This window comes from Shinella zoogloeoides, from assembly GCF_030733845.1.
Lineage (GTDB): Bacteria > Pseudomonadota > Alphaproteobacteria > Rhizobiales > Rhizobiaceae > Shinella > Shinella zoogloeoides_C.
In genome coordinates this window covers 3,507,334-3,526,737 of the sequence record NZ_CP132311.1, presented here as the reverse complement: position 1 = coordinate 3,526,737, position 19,404 = coordinate 3,507,334, and the positions used below count along the sequence as shown (strand labels likewise).

The window sequence follows — 19,404 nt, the reverse complement described above, 5'->3', positions numbered from 1 at the left end:
TTGAACGCGCCAGGACAGCGCCGGTCGCCCTCTAGGGACCTGTCCATGAAACTCTCGGATCTCTCCATTTCCCGGAAAATCGGCCTTCTCGTGCTGTTGATGGGCATTGCCGCCGGCACCATCGCCGCCGTCGGCAGCCGAGGCCTCACCTCGCTCGGCGCCGCTCTTCAGGACACAGGTGCGCGTGAGGAAGTGGCGCGCGAGGCCATGGACCTGCGCGTCGATGTCATCGCGATCAGCCGCATGACCTACCAGCTCGCCATGGCGCCGGAAAAGGCGGCCGATTTTTCCGCCGAGACGGAAAAGCGCGCTGCGGAAATGCTGGACCGCCTGCCCAAGATCGCCTCGACGGCGGATGCGACCGAGCAGAAGCAGCTCGAAGCGATCCGGGCCGCGCTGACGCCCTATTTCGAGGACATCCGCGCCATGGTCGCCGTTGCGGGCTCCGACAAGGGACAGGACCGCGCCGCGCTCCTTGCCGCGCTCGACAAGGCGCTCGCCGGCCAGAAGGCCGTGACCGCCGCGATCAAGGAATATTCGACCTATTCGGCCGACACGCTCTCAGCATCGCGCGCCGTGGCGATCTCCCGCTCGACGACGACGCAGGTCCTGCTGCTGGCCACGGCCTTCGTCTGCATCGTCGCGGGCATGCTGCTCGCTATGGTCTTTGCCCGCAACGGCATCGTGCGTCCGATCCAGCAGCTCACCGGCGTGATGTCGAACCTTGCCGGCGGCAAGCTCGACGACGCCATTCCCTGCACCGATCGCAAGGACGAGATCGGCGCCATGGCGCGCACGCTCGACGTCTTCCGCGCCAACGAGATGCAGATGCGCGAGATGGAGGCGCAGGAAGCCGCCCTCCAGGCGCAGAGCAAGGACCTGCAGTCGAACATCAGCACCATCGTCGCGGCCGCCGCGGCGGGCGATTTCTCCCGCCGCATCACCAAGGCCTACGAGGACGAGGACCTCAGCCGCTTCGTCACCGGCGTCAACGACCTCGTCGAGAATGTCGACCGGGGCGTCAGCGAGGTGCGCCGCGTGATCGCCTCGCTTTCCCACGCCGACCTCACGCAGGAGATGGCCGGGCACTTCCAGGGCGATTTCGCCGAGCTCCAGGCCAACGTCAACGGCGCGATGCTGACGCTGCGCAGCACGATGACCGGCATCCTCTCTACCGCCGGCACGATCACCGGCAATTCCCGCGAGCTTTCCGCCGCCGCCGACCAACTCGCTCACCGCACCGAGCAGCAGGCCGCCTCGCTGGAGGAAACCGCCGCCGCGTTGGAAGAGATCACCACCACGGTGAAGACCTCCACGTCCCGCGCCATCGAGGCCTCGGAAATCGTGCGTGAGACGAAGGAGAGCGCGGAAAAATCCGGTGAGATCGTGCAGAGCGCGATCGACGCCATGGGCCGCATCGAGCAGTCCTCGCAGAAGATCAGCCAGATCATCTCCGTCATCGACGAGATCGCCTTCCAGACCAATCTCTTGGCGCTCAATGCCGGCGTCGAGGCGGCGCGGGCGGGCGAGGCGGGCCGCGGCTTTGCCGTCGTCGCCCAGGAAGTGCGCGAGCTTGCCCAGCGCTCGGCCAACGCCGCCAAGGAGATCAAGACCTTGATCAATGCCTCGGCCGGGGAGGTGAAGGGCGGCGTCTCGCTGGTACTCTCGACCGGCGACGTGCTCTCGGAGATCAAGAACCTGGTGAACCGCGTCAACGACCACGTCGTCTCGATCACCCGGGCCGCCCAGGAACAGTCCGCCGCGCTCGGCGAGATCAACACCGCCGTCAACCAGATGGACCAGATGACCCAGCAGAACGCCGCGATGGTGGAAGAAACCACCGCCGCCAGCCAGGTCCTCGCCGCCGAGGCCGCCCAGCTCCAGACGGCGCTCTCGCAATTCCATATCGACACGGGCCGCGGCCACGCCGCGCCGCAGCGCCGGGCGGCATGATCCATCCCGATATGCCGGAGCGCGATCAGGCAAAGCCTGACTGCGCTCCGGTTTCCCATGCGGCGAGCCGGCCTGGCTTGCCCTCGCTCATGACAGCGATGCCGGCCTCATTTCGTCGACGGTAGTCCGTCCGAGCGCAATCCGGCCCGCTACACCACTGTTCCTTGTCCCGGCGAGATGCGGGCGCTGCTGCGCCGGCCGATTCTGTTTTTACGCCGCAAGTAGCGGACAAAAATCGCACGAAAATCAACAAGCTGTTGATTTTACAACATTTGTTTCAGCCGTGCTTCTATGGAAACCAAACTGCTTTTATTGTAGTTTCCACCCAATTTTAGGGCACATTCTTATGAAAAAGACCGACGGCCCAACTGGCATCTGGTGATGCCTTTGCGTCGCTGTGTAGAATGTTTTGCGATCTGGCAAGCTGTCGAACAGGCGGAACTTTCGATCTAAAGAATTTCTCGGAACCACGAAAATCACGAAATGCCGATCTACTCAGCGTTGATGCATTTGATCTTTCGGCGTAATACCTCGAAAACATGAATGGATGATGCGGAAATGAATGTCGGTTCCAGAGGAAAAAAGACTGTTCTGTTTGAAGCAATTTCCTCTGTTAAAAGAGCCTTCCTTGCTCGACGCACAGCGGAAAGCAGCGCCGAAACGTTCATGCAATATGAAATGCGGCTTCCCGCTCATCAAAACGCGATTGACGCGCTCGAAGGCTGGAGTTCCTCGTTCCCCGTCGAACTCGGGTTGAAGGCCGGCACCATCCCGCTTTTCCACGATACCCGCGTCATGGAAGCCTTGCGCGCTTACGGTTCGATAGAAGGCCAACAGATTCTGGAGATCGGCCCGCTGGAGGGAATGCATACGCATATTCTCAATCAGCACCGCCCTGCCAATATCGACGCGATAGAGGCCAATCAATCCTGCTTTCTGCGTTGTCTCGTCACCAAGGAGATCCTGAAGATCGACAGGGCGTCTTTCTATCTCGGCGACATACAGAAATGGCTGGAGAAGACCGACAAGCAATACGACTTCGCCCTTGCATCAGGGGTTCTCTATCACATGCCTGACCCGGCCGAGTTCCTTCGCCTGCTTTCAAGCCGGGCAAGGGCCTTGTTCATCTGGACGCATTTTTACGATGAAGCCGCCATGCCGCCTTCCGATGTCCGCCGGTATCCTTTCAGCGGCCGCGTCGAAGTCCGGTCAGTGGCGGGCATGGACCTCCGCTACCATGAGCGGAGCTACCAGCATGCGGACCAGGACGCATCGTTCTGCGGCGGTATGAAAGACCGTCATTTCTGGCTTGAAAAAAACGAAATCCTGTCTTTTCTCGAACGGCTTGGCTATAACGAGATTGTGGTTCAAGCGCTCGAAAACGACCATGCGGGCGGACCCTGTTTCTCCGTTTTCGCCAGAAAATGAGTAAAAACTGGCTCTCCCGGATTTGGGGAATGCTTTAACGGACTCAGTCGGTTGCTGTTTAACGTCGAACATGATCATGAATCCGTCATCGAAGGGTATCTGATCCCCGATGGCTTTTCCGAGGAAGCAAGCATCCTCGTTACCCGCGACGATGGAACGGCTATCGTGTTTCCGTGCGAGCAGCCGCGTCCGGCTGTCGTGGAATCTAGACGTCACGCGACCGGCATGGTGGGCTTTCGGATCGACGAGAGCCGGATGCCGGACCTAGCCTCACAACGCCGGCTGGTCATTCAGGACGCCAAGACGGGCTTGCTCATCTATCGCCGGCCGCCGGTGGACAAGCCGGTGCCGCTCAAGCTCCTTCGCCTGGAACTGAACATCGTGCCGATGCTGAAATTCGACGCCTATTGCGGTCGGCAATTCCAGTATGCGATCTCGGCGGTCGAGCGTTTCGGGCACGAGACGACCTTGCAGGCCTTCCATCTCAACGCGGAAACGTCGGTCTATATCAGCGGACGGCTGCTGTTGCGCAATTACGAGGACTTCCTCGACAAGGGCTTCAAGGTCATCGCCGACATACCGGATCCATACTATGAAATGGCATGCCGGCTCTTCATCCTGAAGCGCCTCGCGAAGGGGCCGGTGACATTTCTCGGGGATCGCGACCGGCTTATCCTGACGCCGGCAGCAGAGCATTTTGCTGAGATCAACCTCGAAGACGAGAAAGCGATCAAGCGTGCCTTAAAAAAGGCGCCTGACAAGGTGAAAAGCGTGCTGATATCGCCCATCACGCGCCAGTTCGTCTGCACCTATCCGGAGCAACGGGTAACGCGGCGGGACGTGGCGCCGGCGATTAGCACCCTGTCGCGCTTCGTGGTCGTCGGCCACGGCGGCTATCATGCGCATTTCCAGGAAGCTGTCGGGGAATTGTTGTCGCTGCCACCCATGGACATTCCGATCATACCACGACACTCGGTTCTCGAAGAGCTTGCTGAGCGGTTGCGCGAGATGCCGATCGCCGAACTGATGCTGGAAGAAGACCTGATCTTCGATCATTACGTGCGCCAAGCCTTTGCGCCCCGCGCAGCGCCAAGGGGTGCGCCGCAACAATGACGAACACGATCGAGACGAAAACCATCGAGACGCCCGCAGACGCGGAAATTCTCTACGGTGAAATCCGCGAGGACAACCGCCGGGGCGGGTGGATGCGTCTGTACGACGCCGGCAAGCGGCATCTCTTGCGGCGCGGCGAATCCGAGATCGAGCATGAGCCTGCCGAGGACGTGCAAACGAAGGCGGGGGACGGCCCGCCGTGGATGTTCCTGTCCTTCCTGCTGATGGTCATCGTTCCGTTCGTGGCCGCCCTGGTCTATTTCGCCTTCATTGCATCGGACCAGTATACGGCCGAGGCGCGTTTTGCTGTGCGCTCCATGGCAGAAGACGGGTCGGAAGAGAAAGTCGACGCGGGTATCATGAACATGCAGTCCGCCACCCAGGACGCGTTCGTCGTCACGAGTTTCATCCATTCGTCGGAAATCCTGAAGCGGCTGGACGGCAAGATCGACTATCGCGCCATCTTCCAGCATCCAGACGCGGATTTCCTGGCCAGGTTCGATGAGGGCAATTCGGCGGAAGCCTTCCTCAAGTATTGGGTGAAGCATGTCTCGGCCTATATCGATGGCCCGTCGGGCATCGTCACGCTGAAGGTTCAGACTTTTCAGCCGGACGATTCGGTCAAGCTCGCCCAGGCCATCCTCGACGAGAGCGAGAAGCTGGTGAACGAGCTGACGGTCCGCGCCCGGGAAGACATGATGGCGAGCTTCCGCAAGGAAGTCGAAAGAACCGATCGCCTCTATCAGGAGGCACTCGCCAAGCTCAAACAATTCCAGCAGAAATCCGGCCTGCTGAGCCCGGAAGAGCAGGCGAAGCAGAAGGGCGTGTTGATGACCGGCCTCCTGGCCAGCAAGCTCGAGATCGAAAGCCAGCTCTTCGTGGCGCGCCAGGCGAACAAGACGGATTCGCCCCGCTACCGGCAGCTGCTCCTCACCCAGCAAAGCCTCGACGATCAAATCGACAAGATGGGGGCGCAATTGACGGGTGACGCCGATGCGTCGCTGGCCAGCATGATCACCGGCTTCTCGGCGGTGGAGACGGACCGGCTGGTCGCCGAAAAACTCTACGAGGCGGCACGGCGCAACTACGATCAGGCTTTTGCCGCGGCGGTGCGGCAGGCCCTCTACCTCACGGTCTTCGTGCGTCCGGCGCTGCCGGAGGAGGCCCTTTATCCGAAGCGCCTGCTCTCACCGGTTTTGATCTTCCTCGGCTTCCTGGTCACCTGGGCCACGCTGGCGCTTGTCTGGGCGTCGGTCGAGGATCACCGGCTATAGGTCCCGACATGATCCGTTTCAGCAATGTCTCGAAGCATTTCAAGACGAAGAGCCACAAGAAGATCATCCTCGATCGGGCCAATATCGAGTTCCAGCGCGGCTATTCCTACGGCATCCTCGGGGTCAACGGCGCCGGCAAATCAACCACGATGCGCATGATCGCAGGAACGATCCTCCCGAATTCAGGCCGTATCACAAAGGATGTCAGGGTCTCCTGGCCGCTCGGCTTCTCCGGCGGCTTCAACAATGAGATGACAGGCAAGGAAAACCTGAACTTCGTTGCGAGAGCCTACGGGGAGGATGTCCGGCGCGTATCCCGCTTCGTCGAGGAATTCGCCGAACTCGGGGACTATATCAACGCCCCCGTGCGCACCTATTCCTCCGGTATGGCCGCGCGCCTCGCTTTCGGCCTTTCCATGGCGGTCGAGTTCGAGTGCTATCTCGTCGACGAGGTAACGGCGGTCGGCGATGCCCGTTTTCAGCAGCGTTGCAAGGATGCCTTCGATAGCAGGCGTAAGAGCGCCGACATTATAATGATTTCTCACGGTATGGATACGATCAAGGCCTACTGCGAGAAGGGCTTTTTGCTCGTGGATGGCCGCATGATGTACTATGAAGATGTGGAGCAGGCCATTGAGGCCTATTATCGACTGAACCGGTGACATTGGAAGTATGGCAACGGTACGGGACCGCCGGCCGGCCGCCTCAAGCTGCAAAGCGTGGATGGAAACTTTGGCACAGCATCATGAAGACAGCAGCGGCGGCTCTCTGGTTGGCCTCGAGGCTAGCCGCAAGGTTTCCGAACGGCTTGCTTCATCCGCGCGCAAGCTGCGGTTTTCCACGTCGTCGCGCAGCAGTCTTTACAAGGCGGTGGGCCTTCGCCCGCGCTTGACCGATCGGCTTTTTACCACCGCAGTCGTGTTGTTGACTCTTTTCACGCTCGCCCTGCCGAGCTTGATTTCAATAGCCTATTACGGCTACTTCGCCTCCGATCAGTACGAATCCGAAACGCGTTTCACGGTCCGCTCCTCGACGCCTGCGCTCGGCAAGGACCAGCTTGCCAAGGTGACAGGCATTCCTGCCGCGAAGATCGTCCAGGACACGCAGATCGTCCTGAACTTCATCAAGAGCCGTGAAATGCTGGACGTGCTGCGCCAGCGCAACGTCGACCTGAAGCGGATTTTCGGCAGCGAGACGACCGATGCCTGGGCGCGCCTGCCCGCAGATGCCACCTCCGAGGAGCTGCTGGAATATTGGGAATCGATGGTGACCACCTCCGTCAGCCCTTCCAGCGGTATCGTCGGGCTCAAGGTGCGGGCCTTCACGGCGGAGGACGCGGCGATGCTGGTCCAAGAGATCGTGAAGGCTTCAGAGGTCGTCGTCAACCAGGTCAACGACCGCATATGGAAGGACGTGATCGCGACGGCCGAGGCCAATCTCGACAATGCGAAGCAGCAGCTTGCCGCGGCGCGCGAGACAGTGGCGACGGCGCGCAATCGCGAGGGCGTCCTCGATGTTGGCAGCAGTTCCCAGATCATCTCCACGCTCATCACCACCATCGAAACCGAGCGGCTGAAACTGCAGCAGCAGTATGACGCGCAGATCGCGGTCGTTTCCGCGAACTCGCCGCAAATGCGTGTCCTGCAACGGGAAATCAGCAGCAAGGAACGCCAGATCGCCGAGCTCAACGGCCAGCTCGCCGGAACCGGCAAGGATCGTAACCTTGCCGACGTGTCGCAGGATCTGTCGCAGCTCGAACTGGCGCAAACCCTCGCCGAGCAGCAGTTCGCTTCCAGCGTCCGGACGATGGAGCAGGTCCGCTTCATCAGCCGCCAGCAACTGCTCTACCTCGACAGCTTTCTCGCGCCGCGCGTTCCGGACGAAGCGCTCTATCCGCGGCGCGGGCTGTGGATCGGCGTGACGTTGCTTGCAAGCCTGATCACCTGGGCGATCCTGCTGAGCCTGCTCTTCCTGGCGCGTAGCCGGCTCGCGCATTGAGCCTCAGAAGGATACGGCTTTGAAATTGCGTGATCTGGTTTACTTATTGCTGCCGAAGCCGTTTGCGCGCAACCGGTTGGCAGATGCAGGGCGGCAGGTGACGCGGCTGCTCGTGCTGACCAATGACCGCAATCCAACGTTCACCTACTATCTGGAAGAGAGGCTCGCGCGCTCTGCATTGAAGGTTGACGTGCGCAGCCTCACAGCGCGGCTCGACGATATCGATCCGGACGGACTTGCCGTCATCCTTTGCCGCTATGTCCGGCCTTTGCAACTGCTCTGGCTTTACCGCAATCGCAAACGGCTGGCTGCAGCCAGCCTACTCATCGACGACGATGTCGCGGCGACCGTCACGGCGAAGCAGGGAAGCGGTCTCTACAAGCTCTACCTTGCGGCTATCGGTATTGCGCCCTTGCCCATACTCAACCGGATTTTGACGGAGGTCTGGGTCTCGACGCCGGCGCTTGCCTCAGCCCTTTCCGCAAGTGGATCGAGCGCCAAGGTCGTGTTGCCGCCCTTCCCACCGGCGGAAGCGTTCACGCCGCTCGCGCCGGACCACGCCGATGAGGACCGCCTTGTCATGGCATTTCACGCTACCGGCAGCCACGACGGCGAGCATGCGTTTCTCGTGCCAATCGTCCGCGAGGCTCTGGAACGGTGCGGCAAGCTGCATTTCGAGGTCGTGGCCGAAGGCCGGCCTGCACGATTGTGGACCGAAGCCGGGTTGCCGGCGGGGCGATTCACGCTCAGCCCGAAGCGGGATTGGAACTTATATCTTGCTGAAACTGCGCGCCAGCGTACCGATATACTGCTCGTCCCTCTACTGCGGAGCAAGGTGAATGACGTCAGATCAAGCACGAAGCGTTGCGATGTCGCGAGAATGGGCGCCGCCGCTGTTTTTTCCCTGTGCCCGGCCTATGAACGTGACGCCGACCCCGACGAAATTCTGATCGAGAACGATATTCGAACGTGGGTCGGGACGATTTGTCGGCTCGCCGAGGACGGTGATCTGCGGCGACGCACAAGGGGTGCGACTGTGAACGCCGTCAGGATGCTTCTGACGAACACGACGGCCCGTCTTCCAATGACCTCGGACAATTCAAAGGATGAGATCCTGACATGACAGCCGGCAAACCTGCCTACCGGATGACTGTCGTCGACGCGCTCGTCGAGAAGAAGCACGTCATGACCGCCGTGATCCTCCGGGATATGAGGAGCCGTTTTTTCAACCACGGCCTCGGCTTTCTCGTGGTATCTCTCTGGCCTCTGGCGCACATGCTCATCCTGATCGGAATCTATACCGTCGCCGGTCGTAAGGCCGCTTACGGCGACAGTTTGAATATCTTCATCGCGACCGGCCTGATTCCGACGCTGGCCTATAGCTATGTTGCGCGCTTCATGTCCATATCACTGGTGATGAACCGTGCCATGCTGTCCTTTCCGGTCGTCACGGTGGTCGATATCCTCATGGCGCGCGCCTTTCTGGAAATCATCGCGGCGGCGCTCACACTGTTTTTCATGTTCGTCATTCTATTGGCCGCCGGAGACAACCCGCTTCCAGCCGATCCTTTCGAGGCGGTTTACGCCTATCTGGCAACCCTGTTGCTGGCGATCGGCACTGGGTTCCTGGCTGGTGTGATTGTCATGTTCGTGCCGTTATTCGCAACAGTGTTCGCGCTGATGATGATCGTCGTCTATATAGCATCCGGCACGCTGTTCGTTACCGCGTCGCTTCCCGAGCCCGTCGCTTACGCCCTGTCCTGGAACCCCGTCTTCCATGCTGTGGAATGGATGCGCCTTGCCTATTACCCTGGCTATAGCGACAAATGGCTCGATAAAACCTACCTCATCAGCTATGGCGCGATATCCCTTTGCGCCGGTCTTCTCCTCGAGCGGTTGCTGCGGATGAAGATGAAGGAAGGGTAAGCCGGCATGGCATTGAAAATCGTCGTCAGCAATGACCTGGAATCGCTGCCGTCGGCGGACGGCGATCTTTGGTGCAGCAGTGGTGATGATCCGTTCTTCGACCTCCGGTTCGGCTCCCTGCGCGATCCCGTTCTCGTCGCCTTTCTCAAGTCGGTTGACGGCGAGGCGATCGAGCCGAAGGTCTATGTCAACCGCGGTGGCGGCTACCGGGAAAAGGATGCCATAGCGCACGAACCCGGTCTCGGCTTCATCCTGGTTGCCGATGTCGGACGGTCGGGCCTGATCCGCTCCTTACGGGTCGATCCGGCCAGCGGTCCCGGCGAGTTCACTTTTTCGGTTCAAGCCTTTGCGGACAAGGAGAGTGCACAACGGGCGGTCCGGTCGCGCCGCGAGAGCGATATGGCAGATGCGAAGCTGTGGGATATCGGGCGCCTGCCTCGCTTTCGCGTCGGGTTGCCGCCGTTGCGCCTGCGCAGCAAGAAGTTCGAGCTATCGAAATTCGTCCGCATGCAGCGCGCGCTCGCGGCGGAATTGCCGGCAATTCGCCCCGGATCGGAAGATTCTCCCTGGCTCAGCATTGTCGTCCCCGTCTACAATGCCCCGAAGCAATATCTCGACGATCTCGTCAAGTCCTTCGAGGTGCAGGAGATCGAAGGCGTGGAACTGATCCTCAGCGATGACGCTTCGACCTCTGCCGAGACCCTGCGCTGGTACAAGTCGTCCGCGAACCGCAAGCATGTCAGGATCGTCCGCAATGCCGTCAATGGCGGCATCGCAAACGCGACGAATGCCGGTCTGGCGGAAGCCTCGGGCACCTGGATCACCCTGCTCGACCACGACGACGTCATCGCGCCCCATGCGCTGAAAGTCATTGCCGAGGCGATCGTCGATCATCCCGATGCCGCGTTCCTCTATACGGACGAACTGGTGGTCAACGAGCGTCTGGCGCCAGACGCCCTGATGCTGAAGCCGGCCTACGATCCTGTCTTGCTGGCGGGCGTGAACTATATCAACCATTTCTCCATCTACCGGCACGACCGGCTGCGCGAGATCGGCTATCTGCGGACAGGGTTCGATGGGTCGCAGGACTACGACCTGCTGCTGCGCTATCTGGAGGGCGTCCCCGAACATCGCGTCCTACACATTCCCTACCTCGCCTATTGCTGGCGCCGGACCGGGCAGACCTATTCGCGCCGCTTTATCGACAAGGCGACCACGGCGGCGCGTGACGCGCTCGTTGAGCGTTTTGCACGCGAAGGTGAAGCCGTCATGGTGCAACCTGCCTTGACCAATACGCTGCACCGGGTCGAATTTGCCGATCCGGGAGAGCCCGGCTGGCCGAAGATTTCGGTCATTCTACCCAGCCGGGACAGCTACGATCTCGTCAGTACGGTTCTCAAGGGCCTGCTGGAGGAAACCGACTATCCCAACCTCGAAGTCGTCGTCATCGACAACGGCACCAGCGACGACCGCGTCCTCGATCTTTACCGGCAGTACGGAGAAGCCCATGCCGGCTTTTCGGCGCTGATCCATGAGGAGCCGTTCAACTTCGCTCGTGCGGTCAATCGCGGCATTGAGCGGGCGACGGGCGAGCACTTCCTCGTGCTCAACAACGACATAGAGATTACCGACGCCGGCTGGCTCAAGGAAATGGTGTCCTGCCTGAAATTCGCCGCGACAGGCATCGTCGGCGCAAAGCTTCTCTATCCCAACAAGAAGATCCAGCATGCCGGCGTCATCGTCGGCTTTGGCGGCCTTGCCGGCCATTGGTACCTGAACAAGCCGGCGAGCTACGGCGGTCCGATGAGCCGCCTGCACCTGCGCAATTCCATGACATGCGTCACCGGCGCGGCGATGCTGATCTCCGGCGATTGCGCCCGCGCGGTTGGTGCTTGGGACGAGGAGAATTTTGCGGTCGCCTATAACGACGTCGACTATTGCGTCAGGGCCCACAAGGCCGGATTCCGCATCGTCTGGACGCCGTTCGCCTGCCTCTTCCACCACGAATCCGCCTCCCGCGGCTCCGACCTCGTCGGCGAGCGCAAGCGGCGTTTCGAGCGCGAGAAGGACAACTTGCGGCGGATTCACAGCACGGATACGTTCGAGGATCCCGCGCTCAATCCGGGCTACGAAAAGCGGCATTCCACGCCAGGTCTCGAAGCTCCGTCGAAGCTCGCGAAACCCCGCCGCGGTCTTGCGACATTTCAGACGCGGGTCAATCGCCTGAAAGAACACTGATGACAATGCGGCCTGCCTGATGCTGGATACACCGCCCGCATTGCCCTCTCGCCAGAACGTCTCGGCCTGTTGATTTGCGCTGATCGCCGACCCGGGAATTGCGCCGAGAAGCGACCCGCCTTTGGATATCGTTGGTGTCGGTCGTGGTGGTCAAAAGATTCGGCGCATGCGTCTGTGAGCCGTTTAAGCGGGCACGATTTCAACCGCGCCAAAACGCACAAAAGCCCCGGCGAACCGAGGCTTGCGACGTCTTGGAAGAATGGAGCGGGTGAGGCGATTCGAACGCCCGACCCCAACCTTGGCAAGGTTGTGCTCTACCCCTGAGCTACACCCGCTCATCGTCGACGGCCGGGGGTAGTGCGTGGCCGAAGGTCGCTGCGTTGCGGCGACGGGCGGTATATGGCCCAAGCCTTTTTCAAATGCAACAGGGAAATGTCGGATTTGGCAGAAAAAATCATGGCGGCTTTCGAAGCGCCGGATTTCGGGGCGGTTGCGCGCGGGCGGCCGACGTCCTATCAGCGGTGAAATGCAATTGACGCCAGGAAGACCAGAATGAGCGATGCGCAGCCGAAGACGGACAAGGATCTCTTCCAGTTTCTAGATGGACTCGGCATTGCCCACAGCACGAAGGAACATGCGCCGGTCTTCACCGTCGCCGAATCGGTGGCGCTGCGCGACGAGATCCCGGGCGGCCACACGAAGAACCTTTTCGTGAAGGACAAGAAGGACAACTACTTCCTGATGACCGTCGAGGAGCATGCCTCGGTCGACCTGAAGACGGTGCATACGGTGATCGGCGCCGCAAGCCGCGTCTCCTTCGGCAGGCCGGAGAAGCTGATGGAATATCTCGGCGTCATTCCGGGCGCCGTGACGGCCTTCGGCGTCATCAACGACAGCGCGGGCAAGGTGAAGATCATCGTCGACGCGGACCTGATGGCGTTCGACACGATCAACTGCCATCCGCTGCGCAACGACGCGACGACCTCGATCGGCTCGAAGGACCTGCTGCGCTTCATCGAGGCGACGGGACATGAGCCGCTTGTCTTGAAAGTCACGGCCTGACATACGATTTCTGGCCAGACGCGACAGTGAAGGCGCATTGCGCCACAGGAGAGACCCATGAGTGCAGGCGACAACCCCTATGCATCGTCCTATGGCGGGCAGATGAACGTTTCGGCGAGCTATGGCGGCGCGGCACCGGCGGATGACCTGATCAAGGACACGACGACGGCGAATTTCACGCGTGACGTGCTGGAGGCTTCGCGCCAGCAGCCCGTCCTCGTCGATTTCTGGGCGCCCTGGTGCGGCCCCTGCAAGCAGCTCCAGCCGCTCATCGAGAAGGTCGTGGGCGAGAGTGCCGGCCGGGTGAAGCTCGTCAAGCTGAACATCGACGACCATCCCTCCATTCCCGGCCAGCTCGGCATCCAGTCGATTCCTGCCGTCGTCGCCTTCGTCGGCGGCCGGCCGGTGGACGGTTTCATGGGCGCGGTGCCCGAGAGCCAGATCCGTGCCTTCATCGACAAGATCGCCGGCCCGGCGGGCGCCGACGAGAAGGCCGAGATGGAGGCGCTGCTTGCCGAGGCGAAAAGCCTGTTCGAGGCGGGCGACCTTGCCGGCGCGGCCGATCTCTACGGCGCGCTGCTTCAGGCCGATCCGGAAAACCCGGCGGCGCTGGCCGGCATCGCCGATTGCATGATCGCGGCCGGGCAACCGGAGAACGCGCGTCAGCTCCTCGCGGGCGTCTCGCCGGAGGTCGCTGCCGATCCCGCCGTCGCGGCTATCGTCAAGAAGCTCGACCAGATCGAAGAGGCGCGCAAGCTCGGCGATCCCGCGGCGCTGGAACACACGCTGGCGCAGGATCCCGACGACCATGCCGCGCGGCTGAAGCTCGCGAAGATCCGCAATGTCGAGGGCGACCGCCAGGCGGCGGCCGATCACCTGCTCCTCATCATGAAGCGCGACCGCGCCTTTGAGGACGACGGCGCGCGCCGCGAGCTGCTGCAGTTCTTCGAGGTCTGGGGCCCCAAGGATCCGGCGACGATCGCCGCCCGCCGCAAGCTGTCGTCGATCCTGTTCTCCTGAGGCTTTTTTCCGGGCGGGGCCGCGGCCTCCCTTGAGAAACCGCGCGCCTACCCCACATTCGGGGAAGGTGCCGACGAAGAGCGGGAAACGTTTCGCGGCGCCGCGGAATGGGAAGGCAATGCCATGCATGTGGGAAATGCACGTTATCTGAAGCGGGAAGACCTGCCGGAGGCGATCCCCGTGTTTCCGCTGACGGGCGCCCTGCTCCTGCCCAGCGGGCAGCTGCCGCTGAACATCTTCGAGCCGCGTTATCTTTCCCTCATCGACGATGCGCTCACCACGCACCGGCTGGTCGGCATGGTGCAGCCGGTGTTCGGCAACGAGCGGGCGGAGGAGCCGGCGACGGACACGCCCGCGCTCTGCCAGGTCGGCTGCATCGGCCGCATCACCTCCTTCGCCGAGACCGGAGACGGACGCTACATCGTCTCGCTGACCGGCGTGTGCCGCTACCGGCTGCTGGAAGAAGTGAGAAGCGGGAAATCCTACCGCAACTTCCGCATCGCTCCCTTCATCGCGGACCTCACGGCAAGCGACGACGAGCGGAGCGTCGACCGCGAGGCGCTGCTCGCCGCCTTCAAGGCCTATCTCGACGCCAACAAGCTGGAGGCGGACTGGGAGAGCGTGGAGCGCGCCAGCAACACGACGCTGGTCAACTCCATGGCCATGATGTCGCCCTACGGGCCGGCGGAAAAGCAGGCGCTGCTGGAGGCGCCCGATCTCAAGACCCGCGCCGAAACGCTGATCGCCATCACCGAGATCGTGCTGGCGCGAAGCTATGGCGACGTCGACACGATGCTGCAGTAGGACGAAAGCGATGGACGCCATCACCAGCCGGGTCGATCCCAAGCTGCTCGAGCTTCTCGTCTGCCCGCTGACCAAGGGGCGGCTGACCTATGACGCGAAGGCTGGCGAACTCGTTTCGGAAAAGGCGAGGCTCGCCTATCCGATCCGCGACGGTATCCCGATCATGCTGATTTCCGAGGCGCGCGAGATCAAGGATTGAGGTGCGGATCGCCTGTGAAGACACGGCAACCTCTTGTTCGTCATGGTGGAGTTTGACCCGACCATCCACCCTCACGGCACGGCCTCGCTTGTGGCCCGGATCCTCGGTTCAAGGCCGAGGATGACAACAGTGGATGGAAGGGGCAAGGGCGTAAGCGGCGGGCACGGCCGAATGACGGTCCTTGGTCAAATCCGCTGTCCCACCAGCATGCGGGGGTGGCCGGCGCCGTCCGTGCCTTCCGCCTGGCGGATGAAGAAGGATTTGAGGCCCGGCAGGCGGTCGACGACGCCGAGGCCGACGTCGCGCAGCACGCGCAGCGGCGTCACGTCGTTGGAGAACAGGCGGTTCAGCACGTCCGTGGTGATGCCCATGCGCACCGTGTCGAAGCGCCGCCAGGTCTCGTAGCGCTCCAGCACCGACATCGCGCCGATATCGAGGCCGAGGCGGTCGGCTTCGACGATGGTCTCGGCGAGCGCCGCCACATCCTTGAAGCCGAGATTGAGGCCCTGGCCGGAAATCGGGTGGATGCCGTGCGCTGCATCGCCGGCGAGCGCAAAGCGCGGGGCGACGAAGGCGCGGGCAAGCGTCAGGCCGAGCGGGAAGGCGCGGCGGCCGCCGACGACCTTCAGCGTTCCCAGCTTGTGGCCGAAGCGGCGCTCCAGCTCCTCTTCGAAGACCAGATCGTCGCTCTCGACGAGGCGGCGGGCGTCCTCGTTGCGCTCTGTCCAGACCAGCGAGGAGCGGCTGCCGGTGAGCGGCAGCGTGGCGAAGGGGCCGGCGGGCAGGAAATGCTCTTCCGCCGTGCCCTCGTGCGGGCGCTCGTGCTCCACGGTGGTGACGATGCCGGACTGGCCGTAGTCGAAATGCACGGTCTTGATGCCGGCCATGTCGCGCAGCCTGGAGCGCACGCCGTCGCAGGCGACGAGGAGGCGGGTCCGGCGCTCCGTGCCGTCGGAAAGGCGCACGGCCGTCGCATGCTGGCCCGTCGTAAAGCCGTCCGCCGACGTGGACCAGCGGACGGGAATGCCGAGGATTTCGGCCTGGCACAGCAGGCTGCCGGTCATGGCGCGGTTCGGCACCATATGGGCGAAGGGCTGGCCGTCGTCACCGGAGCCGGCGCCCTCGAAGGTGAGGAAGACGGGGCGGACGGGATCGGCCGTGCGCGAATCGGTGATGACCATGCGGCGGATCGGCTCCGCCTCGGGGGCGATCTCGTCCCAGACGCCGAGCACGTCGAACAGGTTGCGGGCGGCGGCGACGATCGCCGAGGCGCGCTCGTCCTTCTGCCAATGGCCCGGCGCGCCATCCACCACCTCGACGGCGAGATGCGGCGCCGCCTTCTTGACGGCAACGGCCAGCGACAGGCCGACATAGCCGCCGCCGGCGACAAGAACGTCCAGCATGGGCCCATCGTGCTTGGTGGCTTGCGACATCGTATTCTCCTGACCGCTTGAGGTCTTCCTTCCCCCTATATAGAGGAGGAGGAACCGCTTTCCTACCTCGGCCCAGCTCGGGAGCCACGTCCAAATGTCGCGCCAGAATGCCAAGAACCCCGCCATGGACATCCTCCTGGAGACGCTCGACCTCGAACGGCTGGAGACGCGGCTGTTTCGCGGCAAGAGCCCGCAGGTCGGCTGGCAGCGGGTGTTCGGCGGGCAGGTGATCGGCCAGGCGCTGGTCGCGGCGACGCGCACGGTGGAGGAGGAGGGCCGCTACGTGCATTCGCTGCACGCCTATTTCGTGCGGCCGGGCGATCCGTCCGTGCCGATCCTCTACGACGTGGAGAACATCCGCGACGGCGGGTCCTTCGCCACGCGCCGGGTCGTCGCCATCCAGCACGGCAAGCCGATCTACTTCATGACCGTATCTTTCCAGGACGACGAGGACGGCTTCGACCACCAGTCGCCGATGCCGGACGTGCCGCCGCCGGAAAAGCTGCTCGGGGAGGCGGAGCTGAAGGAACAGTTCATGGCCGCCGCCCCGTCGCATATACGCGCCTATTGGGAGCGTCCGCGGCCGATCGAGCTGCGTCCCGTCTCGCTGACGCATTACCTTTCGACGGAGAAGCTGGAGCCGCACCAGAACATCTGGGTGCGCACCACCGGGCCGGTGCCGGCCGAGCGCCACCTGCAGGCGGCGGTGCTTGCCTATCTCTCGGACATGACGCTGCTCGACACCTCGCTCTTCGCGCACGGGACCTCCGTGCTCGACCGCTCGCTGCAAGTGGCGAGCCTTGATCATGCCATGTGGTTCCATCGCCCGCCCGTGCTCGACGACTGGTTGCTCTACAGCCAGGACAGCCCCTCCGCCTTCGGCGGGCGCGGCATGACGCGCGGCGCGATTTTCACCCGTTCGGGAACGCTCATTGCCTCCGTCGCCCAGGAAGGGCTGATTCGGAAAAAGGCAACTGACTAAATTTTATTCATAATACTATTGACGCCTAATTTTTGTTCATCTGCGGTGACGATTTTTTGCGCCGCAGCATGACTTTCATTTTTGTCGGTTTGATTTCAACGCCTTAGACAAGTCGTTCGAATCTGGCACGCCCCTTGAATGTGTAGCTCTCAGTCGTTGTGAACAGGACGTTGCCAACGGCCAGAGAGATGGCCCCGGCTGGGGACAAGCACGAAGGATGGGAAACCAGATGAAAATCGTAATGGCCATTATCAAGCCGTTCAAACTCGATGAGGTGCGCGAGGCCCTCACCGCCGTCGGCATCCAGGGCCTGACCGTGACCGAGGTGAAGGGTTACGGTCGCCAGAAGGGGCATACGGAAATCTACCGCGGCACCGAATATGCCGTCAGCTTCCTGCCGAAACTGAAGATCGAGATCGCCGTGTCGGGCGACATCGTCGATACCGCGGTCGAGGCGATCGCTGCGGCCGCCAAGACCGGCCAGATCGGCGACGGCAAGATCTTCGTCTACGCCATCGACCATGCCGTGCGCATCCGCACCGGCGAAACCGATTCCGAAGCGCTCTAAGCAAACGGCCTATCAGGGAGCCTTTTCAACATGTCTTCATTCACGCTTACCAATAGCCTCTCCCGCCTGGCCGCGGCCTCGACGGCCCTGCTCGCGCCGGTCGTCGCCTTCGCGCAGGAAACCGCACCGGCCGCCACGGAGGCGGCCGCCGCCGCGCCCGTGCCGGACAAGGCGGACACCGCCTTCATGTTTCTCGCCACACTCCTCGTCTTCTTCATGCTGATCCCCGGCCTCGCCCTCTTCTACGGCGGCCTGGTGCGCACCAAGAACATGCTGTCGGTCCTCATGCAGTGCACCGTCATCGGCGCCATGATGATGATCGTCTGGGTCACCTACGGCTATTCGTTCGCCTTCGGCGGCTCCACGAGCCCCTATTTCGGCGGCTTCGCCAAGATGTTCCTGTCCGGCGTGACCGTCGATAGCACGGCCGCGACTTTCACCGACGGCGTCGTCATCCCGGAATACATCTTCATGCTGTTCCAGATGACCTTCGCGGCGCTGACACCCGCGCTCATCGTCGGTGCCTTCGCCGAACGCGTCAAATTCTCGGCAGTGCTCATCTTCACGGTCCTCTGGGCGACCTTCGTCTATTTCCCGATCGCCCACATGGTGTGGGACGCCAACGGCCTGATCTTCAACATGGGCGCGCTCGATTTTGCAGGCGGCACCGTCGTGCACATCAATGCCGGCGTCGCCGGCCTCATCGGTGCGATCATGGTCGGCAAGCGCACCGGCTTCGGCAAGGACATGATGGCGCCCCACTCCATGACGCTCACCCTCGTCGGTGCCGCCATGCTGTGGTTCGGCTGGTTCGGCTTCAATGCCGGCTCCAACCTCGAAGCGTCCGGCGGCGCGGTCCTCGCCACCGTCAACACCTTCGTCGCGACGGCGGCCGCGATCCTCGCCTGGTCGGTCGTCGAGACCTTCACCCGCGGCAAGGCCTCGCTGCTCGGCGCCGCCTCGGGCATGATCGCCGGCCTCGTCGCCGTCACCCCGGCCGCCGGCTCGGTCGGCCCGTTCGGCGCCATCGTGCTCGGCCTCATCGTCTCGCCGGTCTGCTACTTCTTCGTCGCCGTCGTGAAGAACAAGTTCGGCTATGACGACACGGCCGACGTCTTCGGCGTCCATGGTGTCGGCGGCCTCATCGGCGCGCTCGGCACCGGCATCCTCACCGCCCCGTCGCTCGGCGGCACGGGCGGGGAGGACTTCTCCATCGCCTCGCAGTTCATGACGCAGCTCACCGCCGTCGCCATCACGATTGTCTGGTGCGGCGTCGTCTCGGCGATCCTCTACAAGGTCGTCGACCTCGTCGTCGGGCTGCGGGTCTCCGTCGAAGCCGAGCGCGAGGGCCTCGACCTCTCGTCCCACGGCGAAGCGGCCTATCATTCCTGATCGGCGCGCGGCGG

The 19,404-nt window shown here is 62.5% G+C and carries 17 protein-coding genes and 1 tRNA gene; 16 read left to right on the top strand and 2 right to left on the bottom strand.

Features of this window, described 5'->3' with window-relative positions:
* Window positions 1-45: 45 nt before the first annotated feature.
* The 9 genes from Q9316_RS18320 to Q9316_RS18280 all read left to right on the top strand — a co-directional run bounded on the left by Q9316_RS18320 (window position 46) and on the right by Q9316_RS18280 (window position 11,930).
* Complete coding sequence (locus Q9316_RS18320; protein ID WP_306032992.1) at window positions 46-1,953, top strand: methyl-accepting chemotaxis protein; 1,908 nt, start codon at window positions 46-48, stop codon at window positions 1,951-1,953.
* Between the two features lie 543 nt (window positions 1,954-2,496).
* Window positions 2,497-3,381, top strand: a complete 885-nt coding sequence (locus Q9316_RS18315) for a class I SAM-dependent methyltransferase (RefSeq protein ID WP_306032991.1) — start codon at window positions 2,497-2,499, stop codon at window positions 3,379-3,381.
* Between the two features lie 51 nt (window positions 3,382-3,432).
* The gene (locus Q9316_RS18310; RefSeq protein WP_306032990.1) at window positions 3,433-4,494 is read left to right on the top strand and encodes a hypothetical protein; all 1,062 of its coding nucleotides are present in this window, start codon (window positions 3,433-3,435) and stop codon (window positions 4,492-4,494) included.
* Entirely contained in the window at window positions 4,491-5,768 is a 1,278-nt protein-coding gene (locus tag Q9316_RS18305) for a capsule biosynthesis protein (RefSeq protein WP_306032989.1), read from the top strand. Before Q9316_RS18310 ends, Q9316_RS18305 begins: the two co-directional genes overlap by 4 nt.
* A gap of 8 nt (window positions 5,769-5,776) precedes the next feature.
* The gene (locus Q9316_RS18300; RefSeq protein ID WP_306032988.1) at window positions 5,777-6,430 is read left to right on the top strand and encodes an ABC transporter ATP-binding protein; all 654 of its coding nucleotides are present in this window, start codon (window positions 5,777-5,779) and stop codon (window positions 6,428-6,430) included.
* 256 nt (window positions 6,431-6,686) lie between these two features.
* Window positions 6,687-7,766, top strand: a complete 1,080-nt coding sequence (locus Q9316_RS18295; RefSeq protein ID WP_306032987.1) for a capsule biosynthesis protein — start codon at window positions 6,687-6,689, stop codon at window positions 7,764-7,766.
* Window positions 7,767-7,785: 19 nt separating this feature from the next.
* A complete protein-coding gene (locus Q9316_RS18290; protein WP_306032986.1) occupies window positions 7,786-8,889 on the top strand; it encodes a hypothetical protein in 1,104 nt (367 codons plus the stop codon).
* Window positions 8,886-9,692: an ABC transporter permease gene (locus Q9316_RS18285; RefSeq protein WP_306032985.1), complete on the top strand. Its 807-nt coding sequence runs from the start codon at window positions 8,886-8,888 to the stop codon at window positions 9,690-9,692. Before Q9316_RS18290 ends, Q9316_RS18285 begins: the two co-directional genes overlap by 4 nt.
* Window positions 9,693-9,698: 6 nt before the next feature.
* Entirely contained in the window at window positions 9,699-11,930 is a 2,232-nt protein-coding gene (locus Q9316_RS18280) for a glycosyltransferase family 2 protein (protein ID WP_306032984.1), read from the top strand.
* Window positions 11,931-12,190: 260 nt separating this feature from the next.
* Here the strand turns inward: Q9316_RS18280 and Q9316_RS18275 are convergent.
* Window positions 12,191-12,265, bottom strand: a tRNA-Gly gene (locus Q9316_RS18275).
* Between the two features lie 217 nt (window positions 12,266-12,482).
* Between Q9316_RS18275 and Q9316_RS18270 the strand changes: the two genes are divergently transcribed.
* From Q9316_RS18270 to Q9316_RS18255, 4 genes are all read left to right on the top strand, one after another.
* Window positions 12,483-12,992 (top strand): prolyl-tRNA synthetase associated domain-containing protein, encoded by a 510-nt coding sequence (locus tag Q9316_RS18270; protein WP_306032983.1) that lies wholly within the window; start codon window positions 12,483-12,485, stop codon window positions 12,990-12,992.
* 57 nt (window positions 12,993-13,049) lie between these two features.
* The gene (locus tag Q9316_RS18265; RefSeq protein ID WP_306032982.1) at window positions 13,050-14,012 is read left to right on the top strand and encodes a thioredoxin family protein; all 963 of its coding nucleotides are present in this window, start codon (window positions 13,050-13,052) and stop codon (window positions 14,010-14,012) included.
* A gap of 123 nt (window positions 14,013-14,135) precedes the next feature.
* Window positions 14,136-14,816, top strand: coding sequence for an LON peptidase substrate-binding domain-containing protein (locus tag Q9316_RS18260; protein ID WP_306032981.1), 681 nt, complete (start codon window positions 14,136-14,138; stop codon window positions 14,814-14,816).
* A 10-nt stretch (window positions 14,817-14,826) separates the two neighbouring features.
* Entirely contained in the window at window positions 14,827-15,015 is a 189-nt protein-coding gene (locus Q9316_RS18255) for a Trm112 family protein (RefSeq protein ID WP_306032980.1), read from the top strand.
* Window positions 15,016-15,200: 185 nt separating this feature from the next.
* Here the strand turns inward: Q9316_RS18255 and Q9316_RS18250 are convergent, their stop codons facing one another.
* Window positions 15,201-16,418, bottom strand: coding sequence for a ubiquinone biosynthesis hydroxylase (locus Q9316_RS18250; protein ID WP_306035354.1), 1,218 nt, complete (start codon window positions 16,416-16,418; stop codon window positions 15,201-15,203).
* Window positions 16,419-16,542: 124 nt separating this feature from the next.
* Between Q9316_RS18250 and tesB the strand changes: the two genes are divergently transcribed.
* The 3 genes from tesB (at window position 16,543) to Q9316_RS18235 (ending at window position 19,390) form a co-directional block, all read left to right on the top strand.
* The gene (gene tesB, locus Q9316_RS18245) at window positions 16,543-17,430 is read left to right on the top strand and encodes an acyl-CoA thioesterase II (protein ID WP_306032979.1); all 888 of its coding nucleotides are present in this window, start codon (window positions 16,543-16,545) and stop codon (window positions 17,428-17,430) included.
* A gap of 217 nt (window positions 17,431-17,647) precedes the next feature.
* Window positions 17,648-17,998, top strand: a complete 351-nt coding sequence (locus tag Q9316_RS18240) for a P-II family nitrogen regulator (RefSeq protein WP_306032978.1) — start codon at window positions 17,648-17,650, stop codon at window positions 17,996-17,998.
* Between the two features lie 30 nt (window positions 17,999-18,028).
* Entirely contained in the window at window positions 18,029-19,390 is a 1,362-nt protein-coding gene (locus Q9316_RS18235) for an ammonium transporter (RefSeq protein ID WP_306032977.1), read from the top strand.
* Window positions 19,391-19,404: the final 14 nt, after the last annotated feature.